Raw genomic sequence first — 15,273 nt, 5'->3', positions numbered from 1 at the left:
TAATATTAAATTGGAAGTCTGTTCTCTTTTGTAATAAAGGGAATACTTTTCTTTGTATCATTGAATTTGTTGAAATTTTAAGTCTAATTAAATCCATGAATGCATGAAAAAAGAAATCAAAAAGGCCACACAATCGTTTAGACGATTACTATTATTAATGGTGGCATTTACTTTAAGTCTAAGTTTGTTTGCGCAAACACAGACGGTCTCCGGAATCGTTTTGGATGAGTTCGGAGAACCGATGATCGGTGTATCTGTACTAGTGAAAGGAACAACCACAGGGATCATTACAGATGTAGACGGAAACTTTTCCGTTCCGGCTAAGATCGGAGATGTTATCTTGGTAAAGTATCTGGGATACAAAGACCACGAAGTGAAAGTGGCCAGTAATGCTCGTTTGAAAATTACTCTTCAGGAAGATACTCAGAATCTGGACGAAGTGGTTGTTGTAGGTTACGGTACGCAGAAGAAGGTAAACCTGACCGGTGCTGTTGCAGCCGTCACGGGTGAAGAAATATCCAAACGTCCGGTAGCTAATACCTCGACAATGTTGCAAGGACAGATGCCTGGGTTGCGTATCACTTCTGATAAAGGACAGCCGGGTAACGAAAACGTTCAGATCCGCGTGCGTGGACAGGGTACATATTCCAGTACCGGTTCTAACCCGTTAATCCTGATTAACGGTGTCGAGGGAGATCTTGCCTCCCTTGATCCTAACATTATCGAAAGCGTTTCGGTATTGAAGGATGCTGCATCGGCTTCTATCTATGGTTCGCGTGCTGCAAATGGTGTGATCCTGATCACTACAAAGAACGGTTCGGATGTGAAAGATCGCGTTTCTATCCGTTACAATGGAAACTTTGCCGTTCATACTCCGACCAACCTGTTGGATTTGATCTGGGACTCTCCTACCTATATGAAGTATTTCAATATGGCAAAAGATAACTCGAATGCTCCGGCAACCGACCGTTATTCACAGGAAATGATTGCGAACTATACGAATCCGTCCGATCCGAACAAGTATCCGAGTTTCGACTGGGTCGATTACATGTTTGATCCGGCTTTCGTACACCAGCACAATCTGAGTGTTTCCGGTACAAGCGGAAAGACTTCTTACAATGCTTCATTAAGTATGGTTAACCAACCGGGTACCATGAGAGGACAGGAGTTTCAGCGTTACAACGCAACACTTGACCTGACTTCAAAGATAAACGACTGGATGCGTTTCGGTATGTACTTTACTGGTAGCCGCAGTAACCGTCAGGAAACCCGTCAGGGTGATTCGGATGCTTATCTGTCGACGATTTCACAGGCACCGACTTATATGCCCTGGCTGCCGGACGACGGAACAGGCGTGAAACGTTATACTTCCAAAGCATTTACTTTTGAAAGCAATAACAAAAACATGGTGGCTATTGTAGAAACGGAGAACTTCAAAAAGTATGTCGATACCGATGTCAATGCGCAGGCCTGGCTGGAAGTAAATCCGATCAAAGGACTGAGCTGGTACACCAAAGGAGCTATGCGTTACAAACAGCAGCATGTAAAGGATTGGGGGGCACTTCCGACACCGGTTTACTATTATCACGACGGTGTTCAGAACGGTACCTTGAATACAAACGGTACAGGTCTGACCAGTACGATGGACAACAGTTCTTACTATAACTTATATACCTATTTGAAATACGACTGGACAACACCGAATAAAGAACATGATTTTTCAGTAATGGCCGGTTACAACCTGGAGTATTATAAGTTGGATAATCTGGAAGGTTATCGTCAGAACTTCGATTACCCGTTATATGAACTGAATGCCGGATCATCTGCAGTCCAGACAAATAAAGGTAAATCGGAAGAGTGGGGGATCATGTCTGTCTTTTTCCGTGCCAACTATGCTTTCAAACAGCGTTATCTGTTAGAGGTGAACGCCCGTTACGATGGTAGCTCCCGTATTGCTTCCGAAACTCGCTGGGGTCTGTTCCCTTCCTTCTCTGTGGGATGGCGTGTGACTGAAGAAGAATGGATGAAGGATCTGGACTGGAGTTGGCTGAATAGCTTGAAACTACGTGGTTCGTGGGGTATCTTGGGTAATCAGAATGTGGATCTTTATGCCTACTATGCATCGGTTACGACCGGTAAGGATTACAGTTTTGACAATTCGAACCTGCAATCGGGAGTGGCACAAACTAAGATCAGTAACCGCGACCTGAAATGGGAATCTACTTCTATCGGTGACTTCGGTGTCGATATTACGGCATTCAATGGTTTTAATATTACATTCGACTGGTATAAGAAAAGAGCTTACGATATTCTTCGCGAGGCACAGGGCAATTCGCTGTTGGGTTTGACTCCTCCGAATGTCAATATCGGGGAAATGGTAAATAAAGGTGTCGAAGTTACGTTGGCTTATAACGGATATATCCGGGAAGGTGTCTTCAAAGGCCTGAATTATAATGCAGGTGTTTTCTTCGATCGTACTAGAAACGAATTAACGAAATACGGTGCTGACTTTATTGACTCTTCCAAGGGTTTGATCTATAGCGAAGGCTTGCCTTACGAGTCATTCTATGGTTATAAAGCTATCGGTATTTTCAAAGATGAAGCAGAAGTGACTAGTTCACCGAAGCAATTTAATGACAACACATTGCCGGGAGATATCAAATACGCTGATATCAGTGGCCCGAACGGAGTTCCCGACGGTATTATTGATGAGAATGACCGTACTGTACTTGACGGCCGTACTCCGAATTTCGAATATACAGTGAATCTCGGTGCCAGCTGGAAAGGGTTTGACCTTTCTTTGATGGGACAAGGTGTGCAGGGTGCAAAGCACTATGCTACCGGTTGGGGATTACGTCCGTTCTATCAGGGATCACCGATCTCTCAGGATTATATCGACAATATGTGGACGGAAGAACATACCGATGCGAAATATCCGCGTTTGTATTTTGCCGATATGGGTGGAACAAAGAATCAGCGTGAAAGTACTTACTGGTTGCACAATGCCTCTTATTTCCGTTTGAAGAATCTGACATTCGGTTATACATTGCCGAAAGAAATAACAAGCAAAGCGAAGATCGAACGCCTGCGTTTCTACTTCTCGGGTGATAACCTGTTGACATTTACCAAATTCCCACAAGGAGGCGACCCGGAACGTAACTATAACTCGACGAAAGGTACGCGTTTGGTATATTACCCGCAGAACCGTATTATCTCATTTGGTGTAAATCTTGAATTCTAATTAAATCATAAGTTATGAAAATGAATAAACTATTATATATCTCTTTATTGGTTGCCGGTATGATGACAGTATCTTCCTGTTCAGACATTCTCGATACTCCCCCGACAACCTCTCCGTCAGAAAGCATCTTCTGGCAATCCAAATCCGATTTCGACTCGGCTCTGGCCGGTTGTTATAATATTATGCAAGCCAAGACATTATCATATGGTATGGTTGTTTACGACTGTTTGACCGATAATGGTTACGGTAGTTCCGGTTCCAGTTATGTCTATAAGACAGACCTGATACAGGCCGACAATATCGATGCTGCGATGGAAGGGTTTGTTCCTGATCTTTATAAGGAAGCCTATGCTGCTATCGCCCGCCTGAATATCTTTTTGTATCAGTTGGAAAACTATGAAGGAGGCGATATGAGCAGCATACGCAACCAGTACGAAGGTGAAGCGATGTTCCTGCGTTCCTATTGTTATTATTTGCTTTATCTGTGTTACGGAGAAGTACCGTATCCAACCGTGCCGTTGGATATCACTACCCAGAATATGCCGAAAGAAACGCTCGATAATGTATATAAGAACCTTATCAGCGATTTGCAGACTGCTATTGATAAGATGGATGACAAAACATTCAAGGGATCGGGCGGCCATGCAACAAAGGGCGCAGCTAAGGCTTTGAAGGCACGCGTATTGATGTTTCATGCTTTTGGAGAAGATGGAAAAGTGACCAACCGTGAAGAGGTGCAGGAAGCTTATAACTTGCTGAACGAGATCGATGGTTACTCCCTGACCGAACGTTATGCCGACAACTTCACTTATGATACACAGGAAGCCAGTAATGAGATTGTTTTCTCAATCAAGTTCCTTGCTCCGAACAACTATAATGATTTCGATCATAAATATGGTAACTATGCCGGAGTTCGTCCGGTAGCTGATTTGACAAATTGCTATGAAGACGGCGATAATCGTTTGAATCAGATTGTAGCATTCGATGATCAGTATCAATGGCCCGGTGGAGAAGTCGTTTCGCTCAATAAGAGTTCTTTAAAGAAGGCGATGGTTAAATGGTTGACCCCGCTGATGAAAGACGGCGATTCCTGGGAAGCCAGTAACCGAAGCGATCAGGATTGGGGGATCCTGCGTTGGGGTGAATTGTTATTATTGAAAGCCGAAGCTGCCAATGAGTTAGGAATTGCCGGTGCTGCGGAAATGGTGAACCAGGTGCGTAACCGTGCAGGACTGGGTGACCTGGCTGCTAATCTGACTCAGGATCAGATGCGTGAAAAGATCCGTCAGGAACGCCGTGTGGAAACTCCTTTTGAATTGATCCGTTACTACGATATGAAACGTTGGAAGATGATGGATAAACTGAACGGACTGGAACTCGACCCGCTATTGGCCGGACATATCACAGCTTGGTCTAAAGCACACGAATATTTTCCGTTGCCACAGGTACAGATCGACTTCTCCAATGGTGTATTGATCCAAAATCCGAACTATTGATCGTTCGATAATAACTTAAGTATGGGTGAGGAGCCTCGCCGTTATTGGCGAGGCTTTCTTTCCTTCTCTGGTGAGACGGTGTCACTAACGTTAGTAAGACATCGTTACCAACATTAGTAAGGGACTGTCACTAGCGTTAGTGACACACTGTTACCAACAACAGTCAGAGATTATATTAAACCGGTAGTGCAGCCGATAGTAAAATATAAGAGATAGAATCATGGAAAAGAAGTTAATTATTTTGTCAACCTGTCTGGCCTTTTCACTTTTCGCCTTTCCTCAAAAGCCGGAAAATAAAGGGACTGCATCAGCCTCCTGGTCAGAGAAAATTGCTGCAGCCAAGCAGAATGCTTATGAGCAGATGAAGAAAAACAGCCTGCCGGTTTCTTCTAAAGTAATAAAAGCGAAACAGGCAGTCGAGAAATTCACCGCCGATGTCACCGGACTGGATGAGATGGTACTTTATACCTGGGGTACCGTCGACGGGACAGCCGACGACCAGGCCGTATGGGCAAACGCCCGGTTGATTGCTGCCGACGGCTCTTCCGTCTGGCTGAACGACCTGAAAGACACTTTTAAGGATACCGGTACAGGCCGCCTGGTCTTCAATGCCAATGCCAAAGATGTTCCGGTCGTTATGAAAGAGAAAACATACGAACGGACGATCATGGCCAATGCCAACGCCCAGATCGTGGTTCCTTTGGGTAAGAAATATGTCCGTTTCGAAGCCGAGATCGGACTGGAAAACCGCTCTTCCGCAGGAACCGTTATTTTCCGCTTGCAGGGGATAACAGGCAAAGAGTTATCTGAAGATATTATAGCCGGCTATCCGGCAGAATCGGCGCAATTCCTTCCGTTTGCCGGAAGCGACATGAAAGCGTTGATCACTACTTATGATGCAAATATAGAAAAACATATTGCCCGGTCCGTTGTAGATCTGCTGGCAGACAGGAATTACTTTACCTCCCGTATTACAACAGCCGATCGGGAAAAAGAGCTGGATAAACAAGTAGTCGCTTACCTGAATATAGCACAGGATGCCATGAAGGTATACGAACTGCAAGAGTCTTTGAGCTGGCTTAACATACAAGCCATCGAAGAGGCTTTCAATGATATGAAAAGGAATAAGTCGTTTGATCGGACCGCCAATCAGTCTAAACTTTCAACTTTGAAAGAACTGGCAGGGAAAGGTTTCTCCGGTATCTATTCGAACGATGAAAATACAATAAAAGAAGCACAGCAGGCTTTACGTTTAAAACGGGAGATACTCTTGGCCAATCCCGAACTGGATATGGATAAGATGATCGTAGGCCGTTACCGTATCGGAACGTCTGCTCGTCAGATCAATCCCCGGTCGTTGGGAACGCAAAACAATAACTGGTCGAATCAGACTTCCGCTGCACGTGGCGGGTTTGATGCGGAGATCGTCGAGCTTTCCAATCTTCGCGGCAATATCCAATCGCGTACTGTCTTTAAACCGGATAACGGATCTTCCGTCCCCGACCTGAAATTGCATTGGGACGCCGATCGTATCATGTTCTCTATGGTAGATACAGATAAGCGCTGGCAGGTTTTCGAAGTCGGCCTGGATGGGAAAGGTTTGAAAAAACTGATCGACTCGCCGGAAAAGGATCTGGAATTTTTTGATGCAACCTGGTTGCCTTCGGGAAAGATCATGGCTATATCCAATATCGGTTACAATGGCGTTCCCTGTGTGAACGGGAATGATGAAGTCGGTAATATGGTGCTTTATAACCCGGAAGACCGATCGTTGCGTCGCCTGACATTCGACCAGGATGCCAACTGGTCGCCTGTATTGATGAACAACGGTAAGGTAATGTATACCCGCTGGGAATATACCGACCTGACGCATTATTTCTCCCGTTTCGTGATGCACATGAACCCGGACGGAACAGAACAGAAAGCTCTTTATGGCAGTGGCTCTTATTTCCCGAACAGTACGTTTGATGCCAAACCGATTCCCGGACAGGCATCCGGTTTTATCGGAATAATCTCTGGTCATCATGGCGTTGCCCGTTCAGGCCGTCTGATCCTGTTCGATCCGTCTAAAGGACGTAAAGCAGAACTGGGCATGGTACAGGAATTACCTTTCCGCGACCGTAAGATAGAGCCGATCGTAAAAGACCGTTTGGTAGACGGAGTATGGCCACAGTTCATTAAACCTTATCCGTTGAACGATAAATACTTTCTGGTAGCTGCCAAGTTGAATCCGAATGCATTGTGGGGAATCTATCTGGTAGATGTATTCGACAACCTGACGTTGATTGCAGAATATGAGGGAGAAGGCCTGATCCATCCGATACCGGTCAGAAAAACACCGGTTCCTCCGGTTATACCCGATCGAACGAAGCCCGGGACGAAGGAAGCGACTGTCTTTATTCAGGATATCTATGAAGGGGAAGGGTTGAAAGGCGTACCGCGTGGTACGGTGAAAGCCTTCCGTGTGCTTTCTTATGAATATGCTTATAATAAAACCCCGTCCGACCATTGGGCACAGGGGGTACAGAGCGGCTGGGATATTAAACGCCTGCTGGGGACTGTCCCGGTGGAGGAAGATGGTTCCGCCTTGTTCTCCATACCAGCAAACACGCCGATCTCGCTTCAACCGCTCGATTCGTGCGGACGGGCCGTACAATGGATGAGAAGCTGGCTGACCGGTATGCCGGGTGAAACCGTATCTTGTATCGGCTGCCATGAAGATCAGAACCAGATACCTATTCCGAAACGTGTAGTTGCATCGACAATTAAACCGCATGCGATTACTCTACCCGAAGGAGGACAACGTCCGTTCACGTTTGAACTGGAAGTCCAACCGGTTCTGGATCGTGCATGCATCGCTTGCCATGACGGTTCCAACAAATTAGCCGATTTTACCGGTGGTCGTATCGATGAATTTACCGGATTCGGTAAAAGTTATCTGAATCTGCATCCTTATGTTCATCGTCAGGGGCCGGAAGCTGAAATAGAAGTATTGAATCCGTATGAGTATCATGCATCTGCCAGTGATTTGATCAGGATACTCAGAACCGGACATCATGGAGTAGAATTAACAGATAAAGAGTGGAAAACCCTTTATAACTGGATTGACTTTAATGCTCCTTATCACAGTAAATTCAAGGCCAATCTCTTTAAAGGTGTGGAGCAGATCAGCCGCCGTACGGAACTGACGGAAAAATATGCCGGTTCAGGTGTAGACTGGCAGGCTGAGATCCGTGACTATGCCGACTATCTGGATAAACAGCCGAAACCCTCTCCCGTAAAACCGGAACGTCGGGAATATAAGGATAAAGAGGTGAAGGTAAAAGGCTGGCCGTTTAATGCCGGTGCAGCCAGGGAAATGTTGGCAAAAGAACGGGAGACAAAGAAAAGTATCGAACTGGCTCCGGGTGTCGTGATGAACTTTGTCCGTATTCCGGCAGGTACGTTTGTAATGGGAAGCAACCGGGGACATTCCGATTATTCGCCCGCAAACAAGCAGGAAGTAAAGAAAGCTTTCTGGATGGCAGAGATTGAAGTGAGCAACGAACAATTCCGTACCGTTTTCCCGGATCATAACAGCCGCTTCATCAATCAGCTTTGGAAAGATCATGTACATGAGGGATATCCGGCAAACAATCCGGAACAGCCGGCTATCCGTGTCAGTTGGGAAGAAGCTATGGATTTCTGTGAGAAGTTGAGTGCAAGAACCGGATTAAAGGTAGCTTTACCGACCGAGGTGCAATGGGAGTGGGCTTGCCGGGCCGGTAGCGACAGTGACTTCTGGTATGGTGCATTAGAAACTGATTTTGCTGCGTATGAAAATATGGCGGATAAGCAATTGAATAAATTAGCGGTAAGAGGTGTCGATCCCCAGCCGATGAGTTCAACAGATCCCTGGTATAAATATTATACTTTCCAACCGAAAGATAATGGGGTGGATGACGGTAATATGTTGATGGTGAAAGGTGGCGGTTATCAGGCTAACCCCTGGGGATTATACGATATGCAGGGGAATATTGCCGAATGGACCCGTTCCGATTATCTGCCTTATCCGTACAACGAAAAAGAACAGGGACGCGGAGCGGAAAAAGTGGTTCGTGGCGGTTCATGGATAGATCATCCGAAAACGGCGACAGCTTATTTCCGTAAATCTTATCTGCCCTGGCAGAAAGTGCATAATGTAGGTTTCCGTGTGATCATTGAAGATTAAGATTATAGTGAGCGCTTTTAAACAATTTATAGTAGGATTGATGGCCGGAGTGGCAGTAGTTTGTTGTCATGCACAGACGAAACTGCCTCCGGCCTGGCAATCCGGTTTGATAAAGATCAGTGATGAGGGTACGTTGACTTATATACCCGATAAGGAGGGAAACACTATACCTGATTTCAGTAGAGTTGGGTATCATCATGGTAATAAAAGTATTCCCTGTTATCCGGCTGTAAAAGTAGTATACCCGGTTAAGAACGGAGATAGCCGCGCAGTTATACAGCAAGCTATCGACGAGGTATCCCGTAGGAATCCGGATGAGAACGGGCATCGGGGTACGATCCTTTTAAAGCGTGGCGTTTACCGGATAGCCGACTCGATAGTAATTAATAACAGCGGTATAGTCCTTATGGGAGAAGGGGATAATATCAATGAAACTTGTTTGATCGCTACCGGTAAAAAACGACGTTCGCTTATTCAAGTGAGAGGTTCCGGCTCTATGCAGGAAATGCAGGGAACGAGAATGAAGATAACAGACGATTTTGTTCCTACCGGTACCCATTCGTTTCGTATATCATCAGCAGATAGTTTCCGGGTAGGCGACCGTATAATAGTTTTTCGTCCCGGCACGCAGGAGTGGATACATGCTATCAGGATGGATCAGATCGTGGAACGGAAAGGAACCCGCCAATGGACCCCGCAGGAATATAATTTGGCTTTTGAACGGGAGATCACCGGAATAGAAGGAAATAATATCTTTATCGATAATCCTGTCGTTATGCAGATGGATAAGAAGTTTGGGGGAGGCGAGGTCTATAAATATACTTTCGATGGGCGTATCAGTGAAGTCGGAATATCCGATATGTGTATAGAATCTGAGTTTGAAGATTACGAAGATCTCGAACATGGTTGGATTGCCGTAGAACTGGACAAGGTGGAGAATTGCTGGGTAAAAAACATTACGGCCCGTTATTTTGCCTACTCGGCTGTCAGTTGCGAACGTTTTGCAAAAAATGTTTCTGTTATCGATTGTCGTTGCCTGGAACCGAAATCACTGATCACGGGAGGATATCGCTATTCTTTCAATAACTGGGGGCAGCAAAATCTCTTTATGAATTGTCAGGCGACAGAAGGCCGTCATGACTATGTCACCGGTGCGCAGGTTTGCGGACCGAATGTTTTTTACAATTGCACGGCTTCGCAAACATTTGCCGACATTGGTCCGCATCACCGTTGGTCGATAGGCACATTATATGATAATATCATTACTGATGGAGAAATAAATGTGCAGGACCGGGGACAAATGGGAAGCGGGCACGGCTGGGCCGGCGTCACACAGGTTTTATGGAATTGCCGGGTGAAACGTGCTGCGGTACAGAATCCGTGGACTTCCGGAAAGAATTATTGTATCGGACTGAAAGGAGAGAAGTATCCCGGTCATTTTACAGATCGTCCGGAAGGTGTCTGGGAAGGACAGAATGAGATCAATATCTTTCCCCGTTCTTTGTATGTCGCGCAGTTGATGGCACGCCAAAAGGAAAAAGATTTGTGCTTTTTAATTAAATAGGTAGTTAACAATGTGAAAGGGCGGAATCCATTGGAGTCCGCCTTTCTTTTTCAATGATATTATTTATCTTTCAGTAGGTCCGGCCGTAGGCGTGCAGTTCGTTCCTGTGCCTGTTGTAACCGCCATTCTTCAATCTTCCGTTGATGGCCGGAGAGAAGGACGTCGGGTACTTTCCAACCTTTATATTCTGCCGGACGGGTATATACCGGAGGTGCCAGCAAGTCATCCTGGAAAGAATCGGAGAGGGCACTTTGTTCGTCACCGATCACCCCGGGGATTAAGCGTACCACTGCATCGGTAATAATAGCGGCAGCCAGTTCGCCGCCGGTCAGGACGTAATCACCGACAGATATCTCTTTAGTGATCAGATGTTCGCGTATCCGGTAGTCAATGCCTTTATAATGGCCGCATAGAATAATCATATTATTCAGTAGCGACATACTGTTCGCCATGGGTTGGTTGAGCGTTTCTCCATCCGGGGAAGTATAAATCACTTCATCGTATTCCCGTTCGCTTTTCAATGCTGATATAGCCCGGTCGATCGGTTCGATCTGCATGACCATCCCGGCTTCTCCGCCAAAAGGATAATCGTCCACACGCCGCCATTTGTCGGTCGTGTAGTCTCTTAGGTTGTGCAGGTGTATTTCTGCCAGGCCCTTGTCCTGTGCTCTTTTTACGATGGAGCAATTGATCATTCCATCGATCATTTCCGGTAATACGGTCAGTATATCAATACGCATAGAAGTTCATTTATTTACGGTGCAAAATACGGTATTATTTTATAGTTATCAAAATTCTGTTGGTTCATAATATCTTTTTCTTACATTTGTAATCCGAATTAAACGGCTGGTAAATCAACAGTTTTTGCAAGATTTAAGGTGAAATTCGGTATCAGCAAATAAATATATAATGAAAAACACACTAGGTATAGGGCATTTTATCATATTACTGATTGCTGTCGCAATAGCCATTTTAATAGTGACTACCGCATATTCTTTTGTAAATGAAGGGGAAATAACATTTGTAGATGAAATAGATAATGTAGAGACGGGTGAAAGTTCTTCGTCGGATGAACTGTATTTGTCGAATTCCAACGAATATAAAAGTTGGAAGAACACAACCGATACTACTTTTAAAAGTTTATATAACGGGAATCAGGCGGAAGACATCCTTGCGATGCGTCCGGATATGGTTATCCTGTGGGCAGGCTATGCTTTTTCTAAAAGTTATTTATCCCCGAGAGGACATATGTATGCTATTGACGATCTTCGTTATAGTCTACGTACCGGAGCCCCGCGGAAAGCGGGTGAAGGTCCTCAACCAGCTTCATGCTGGTCATGTAAAAGCCTCGATGTTCCGCGGCTGATGGGTGAAGTCGGTTCGCAAGGTTTTTATAGAAAGAAGTGGTACGACTGGGGATCGGAGGTTGTCAATCCTGTCGGTTGTGCCGATTGTCACGATCCCGAGAGCATGGAGTTGAGAGTGCCGCGTCAGTTTTTGTCTGACGCATTGAAACGGGCGGGTGATGCGATAGAGAATGCTTCCGAGCAGAAGATGCGTTCGCTGGTTTGTGCTCAATGCCATTCGGAATATTATCTGAAAGGAGAAGATAAAGAGATTGTTTTACCCTGGGACTCCGGCTATACGGTAGAAGCGATTGAAAACTACTATGACCGGATAGACTTTACGGATTATACCCATAAATTAAGTAGAACTCCTATGCTGAAAGCCCAGCACCCGGATTATGAACTGGCTCAAATGGGAATTCATGCCCGCCGTGGAGTCTCTTGCGGGGAATGCCATATGCCTTTTGTGGAAGAGGTGGAAAGAGGATATAATAATCATCATATTCAAAGTCCGTTGGCGATGATAAATAAAACATGCCAGTCCTGCCATCGTGAAAGTGAGGAAGAACTCCGTCAGGATGTATATACCCGTCAGAATAAAGTGATGGAATTACGGAATCATGTCGAAAAAGAATTGGTGAAGGCACATATCGAAGCCAAATGTGCCTGGGACAGGGGCGCAACGGAAAGCCAGATGCAACCGGCTCTTAAACTGCTTCGTAGTGCCCAGTGGCGTTGGGACTTTGCTGTTGCTTCCCATGGCGCTGCTTTCCATGCTCCGCAGGAAGTTGTACGCATATTGGGAGACGGCCTGTATAAGACGATGCAAGCACGTATGATAATCAGGAATGTATTGGATAAACACGGTTACGGCGGAGAGGTTCCTATACCTGATCTTTCTACTAAAGAGAAAGCACAGAAATACATCGGTCTGGATATCCGTTCGGAAATGGCAGCGAAAGACGAATTCCTGAAAACCGTCATACCGGAATGGATTGAAGAAGCCAAAGCCAATAAACGTTTTATTGAGGAGTATGGGGTAGCGAAATAGTGAATTTGCTGCCTTTCCCTTCTTCCGATTCGAGCAGGATCGTCCCGTTGAATGTTTTTATGATACTCAGGCTGATAGCCAATCCCAAGCCTGTTCCTTTGGCGAACTCATCCAGCTTTTGGAAGCGTTCGAACACCTGGTTTATTTTATCTTTAGGAATTCCCTTTCCGGTATCTTCCACAGAAAGTAAAATATGTTGATTATATGTGTCGTATTCATATTTGACTTTGATATATCCATGTGATGTGAATTTGGTCGCGTTGTTGATAAAATTGGTCACCACCTGCGTCAGCCTGAAACGGTCTGTGTAGATGATAGCCGGCTTCTTCGGAGTCTCTTTGATCAGTTCGACCCCGTCGGGCATCAGCAACTTATGTGTATTGAAAATTTCATCCACCAGCTGGCTCAGGTCGCAGTCTGCATAAGTAAAAGAGATCTGCCCGGATTCGATACGTGATAAATCCAGAATGTCGTTGATCAGTTTAAGCAGTAGCGTATTGTTCGTGTTTATCAGGCTGATGAACTCGTTCTTTTCTTCCTTGTCCAATTCCATATCCGAACCCAGCAATTGGGAGAAGCCGACGATCGCATTAAGCGGCGTACGTATCTCATGACTCATATTGGCCAGGAAAGCAGACTTCATCTTATCTGACTCTTCTGCCTTTTTCAGGGCATTCGTCAGGTCTAGTTCCGTATCTTTGATTTGCTGGATATTGAGGCAAAGACCGTTCACTTCAACCGAATATTCATCGGTCGGTGACGCTTTTATGTTTGTATTTTGGGCATATCTGAACTCCCACCATTCATGCCCTTTTTTATTGAAATCATATCTTCTTCTGGTTATTTGCCGGGAAGGGAAACCATGATCCAACTTGTAGCGGTTAAGCAGGAAATCAGCCTGTTCATCTGCATGGATGGCATTGCTGAATTCTTCCGCACTAATCGGTTTTTCGGGCATACCCAGGTAATGATAGAATTCTTTATCGAAATAAAAGACTCCGTTTTTATAACGGAACGTGAAGATATTACCGCTTTCCAGAGCAAAAGACATAAACTCTTTTTCGTGTTTCAGGTTTTCCTGTATCTCTTTTTTACGTGTGTTTTCCCTTTTGTATAATATGCGTTGATAGATAATGATTATCAGTAACACTATACCTAATATAATGCCTATACATATAATATATGGCTGATACTGGACATAGAAAGGAATGTTTATAATCTCACTTCCGGCAGGAAGTTTACCGGGACTGATATTCCACTGGTCGAGAATTTTATAGTCGAAGATATACTTTTTGGCTGTTTCCGTAATTTGAGGAAAATCACTTACTTCTGCTCCCTTCAATATATCGGCTATGCGATTGGCTGCCACGATCGTTTGCCTTTCCTGTGTGGTCACATATCCTCCGATTACCCCGTAGTTATGACCGATCATATCGGAAATGACGGAAAAACCTGGAAAAGAACTGAATCGTCCCAGGGAAAGTGTCAGGTAGTCTCTCTTAACAGCCAGGTAAGCTTTGTTATAATAGTTCTCGCCCAGGCCTTTCAGTAGTGACCGGGTCGATTTCCCGTTGATCGTACTGATATACATGGCATCCGGTATGATCTTTTTATCTTTGGGCAGTGAGATACCGTTTTTCCCCGACAGCCGTATTTTTTCGGTAGAGAAGATATTATTTGTCTTGCAGATATCTTTTATTTGCTGATCCATATCATCCAGAATGATTTTATCTGAATAGATATCGTCGGTAACCCGTACTACGATACATTTCCCGATAAGCTGTTCGATCAGTTCGATATTCGTTTTATAATCCGGCTTGTCATGAAAACCAGTAATGTTGGGATACTTCTGAATAAATGATAGGTTGGGATAATTGACACCGGTAAAGACTACCGGAGTTGTTTTGACGGAAGGATGATCGCAGGTCAGTAATGCGTTCAGTGCCTGGTCGTCGTAGGCCAGGATAATGTCGGGATAGAGGGATGACAACGTATTCAACTTCTCATAGAGGAACATTTTTTGTTTCTTCTCTGTCTTTTTTATACAATCCAGGTAGATGGAATGCACTTCTGCCTGAATCTCTCTTTTCTGCAACTGGTCGGCAAATATTTTCTTTATTTCTTTATAGGCGGGGAACCCGGCTTCGTATGACTGGATTATTATTATCTGCTTTGGGCTGGTTGTTTGCTTGCAGGAACTATTCAGAAAGCAAAACAGGACAAAAGTGAATATATATGATACATGGAGAAGTCTATTTGACATTAGAATGATGATTTAGAATATGTTTTACCCCTAGTGTGTTATTGTTTATGACCTCGATCATTAATTTACGCCTCTAAATTAGACTGAATTTTTATATTGAAC

7 protein-coding genes are annotated in these 15,273 nt (G+C 44.8%); 5 read left to right on the top strand and 2 right to left on the bottom strand.

Features of this window, described 5'->3' with window-relative positions; all coding sequences use genetic code 11:
- Window positions 1-103 precede the first annotated feature (103 nt).
- The 4 genes from QZ076_RS08195 to QZ076_RS08180 all read left to right on the top strand — a co-directional run bounded on the left by QZ076_RS08195 (window position 104) and on the right by QZ076_RS08180 (window position 10,511).
- Window positions 104-3,241, top strand: a complete 3,138-nt coding sequence (locus QZ076_RS08195; RefSeq protein ID WP_293712292.1) for a TonB-dependent receptor — start codon at window positions 104-106, stop codon at window positions 3,239-3,241.
- Between the two features lie 14 nt (window positions 3,242-3,255).
- Window positions 3,256-4,737, top strand: a complete 1,482-nt coding sequence (locus QZ076_RS08190; protein WP_293712289.1) for a RagB/SusD family nutrient uptake outer membrane protein — start codon at window positions 3,256-3,258, stop codon at window positions 4,735-4,737.
- Between the two features lie 220 nt (window positions 4,738-4,957).
- Window positions 4,958-8,947: an SUMF1/EgtB/PvdO family nonheme iron enzyme gene (locus QZ076_RS08185; protein WP_293712286.1), complete on the top strand. Its 3,990-nt coding sequence runs from the start codon at window positions 4,958-4,960 to the stop codon at window positions 8,945-8,947.
- Window positions 8,948-8,987: 40 nt separating this feature from the next.
- Window positions 8,988-10,511, top strand: a complete 1,524-nt coding sequence (locus tag QZ076_RS08180) for a hypothetical protein (RefSeq protein ID WP_293712375.1) — start codon at window positions 8,988-8,990, stop codon at window positions 10,509-10,511.
- A gap of 59 nt (window positions 10,512-10,570) precedes the next feature.
- Here the strand turns inward: QZ076_RS08180 and trmD are convergent, their stop codons facing one another.
- Window positions 10,571-11,251 (bottom strand): tRNA (guanosine(37)-N1)-methyltransferase TrmD, encoded by a 681-nt coding sequence (trmD, locus tag QZ076_RS08175; protein ID WP_293712283.1) that lies wholly within the window; start codon window positions 11,249-11,251, stop codon window positions 10,571-10,573.
- 169 nt (window positions 11,252-11,420) lie between these two features.
- Between trmD and nrfA the strand changes: the two genes are divergently transcribed.
- A complete protein-coding gene (gene nrfA / locus QZ076_RS08170) occupies window positions 11,421-12,908 on the top strand; it encodes an ammonia-forming cytochrome c nitrite reductase (protein WP_293712280.1) in 1,488 nt (495 codons plus the stop codon).
- Here nrfA and QZ076_RS08165 read toward each other — a convergent pair.
- Window positions 12,880-15,171, bottom strand: coding sequence for a sensor histidine kinase (locus QZ076_RS08165; protein ID WP_293712277.1), 2,292 nt, complete (start codon window positions 15,169-15,171; stop codon window positions 12,880-12,882). The genes nrfA and QZ076_RS08165 overlap by 29 nt on opposite strands.
- Window positions 15,172-15,273 lie beyond the last annotated feature (102 nt).

It is taken from the genome of uncultured Parabacteroides sp. (assembly GCF_905196875.1).
Lineage (GTDB): Bacteria > Bacteroidota > Bacteroidia > Bacteroidales > Tannerellaceae > Parabacteroides.
This window is presented reverse-complemented; position numbering and strand designations above follow the sequence as displayed.

Coding starts and splice junctions, on each gene's coding strand:
- QZ076_RS08195 (WP_293712292.1), top strand. CDS start 104: ATGAAAAAAGAAATCAAAAAGGCCACACAATCGTTTAGACGATTACTA.
- QZ076_RS08190 (WP_293712289.1), top strand. CDS start 3,256: ATGAAAATGAATAAACTATTATATATCTCTTTATTGGTTGCCGGTATG.
- QZ076_RS08185 (WP_293712286.1), top strand. CDS start 4,958: ATGGAAAAGAAGTTAATTATTTTGTCAACCTGTCTGGCCTTTTCACTT.
- QZ076_RS08180 (WP_293712375.1), top strand. CDS start 8,988: ATGGCCGGAGTGGCAGTAGTTTGTTGTCATGCACAGACGAAACTGCCT.
- trmD (WP_293712283.1), bottom strand. CDS start 11,251: ATGCGTATTGATATACTGACCGTATTACCGGAAATGATCGATGGAATG.
- nrfA (WP_293712280.1), top strand. CDS start 11,421: ATGAAAAACACACTAGGTATAGGGCATTTTATCATATTACTGATTGCT.
- QZ076_RS08165 (WP_293712277.1), bottom strand. CDS start 15,171: ATGTCAAATAGACTTCTCCATGTATCATATATATTCACTTTTGTCCTG.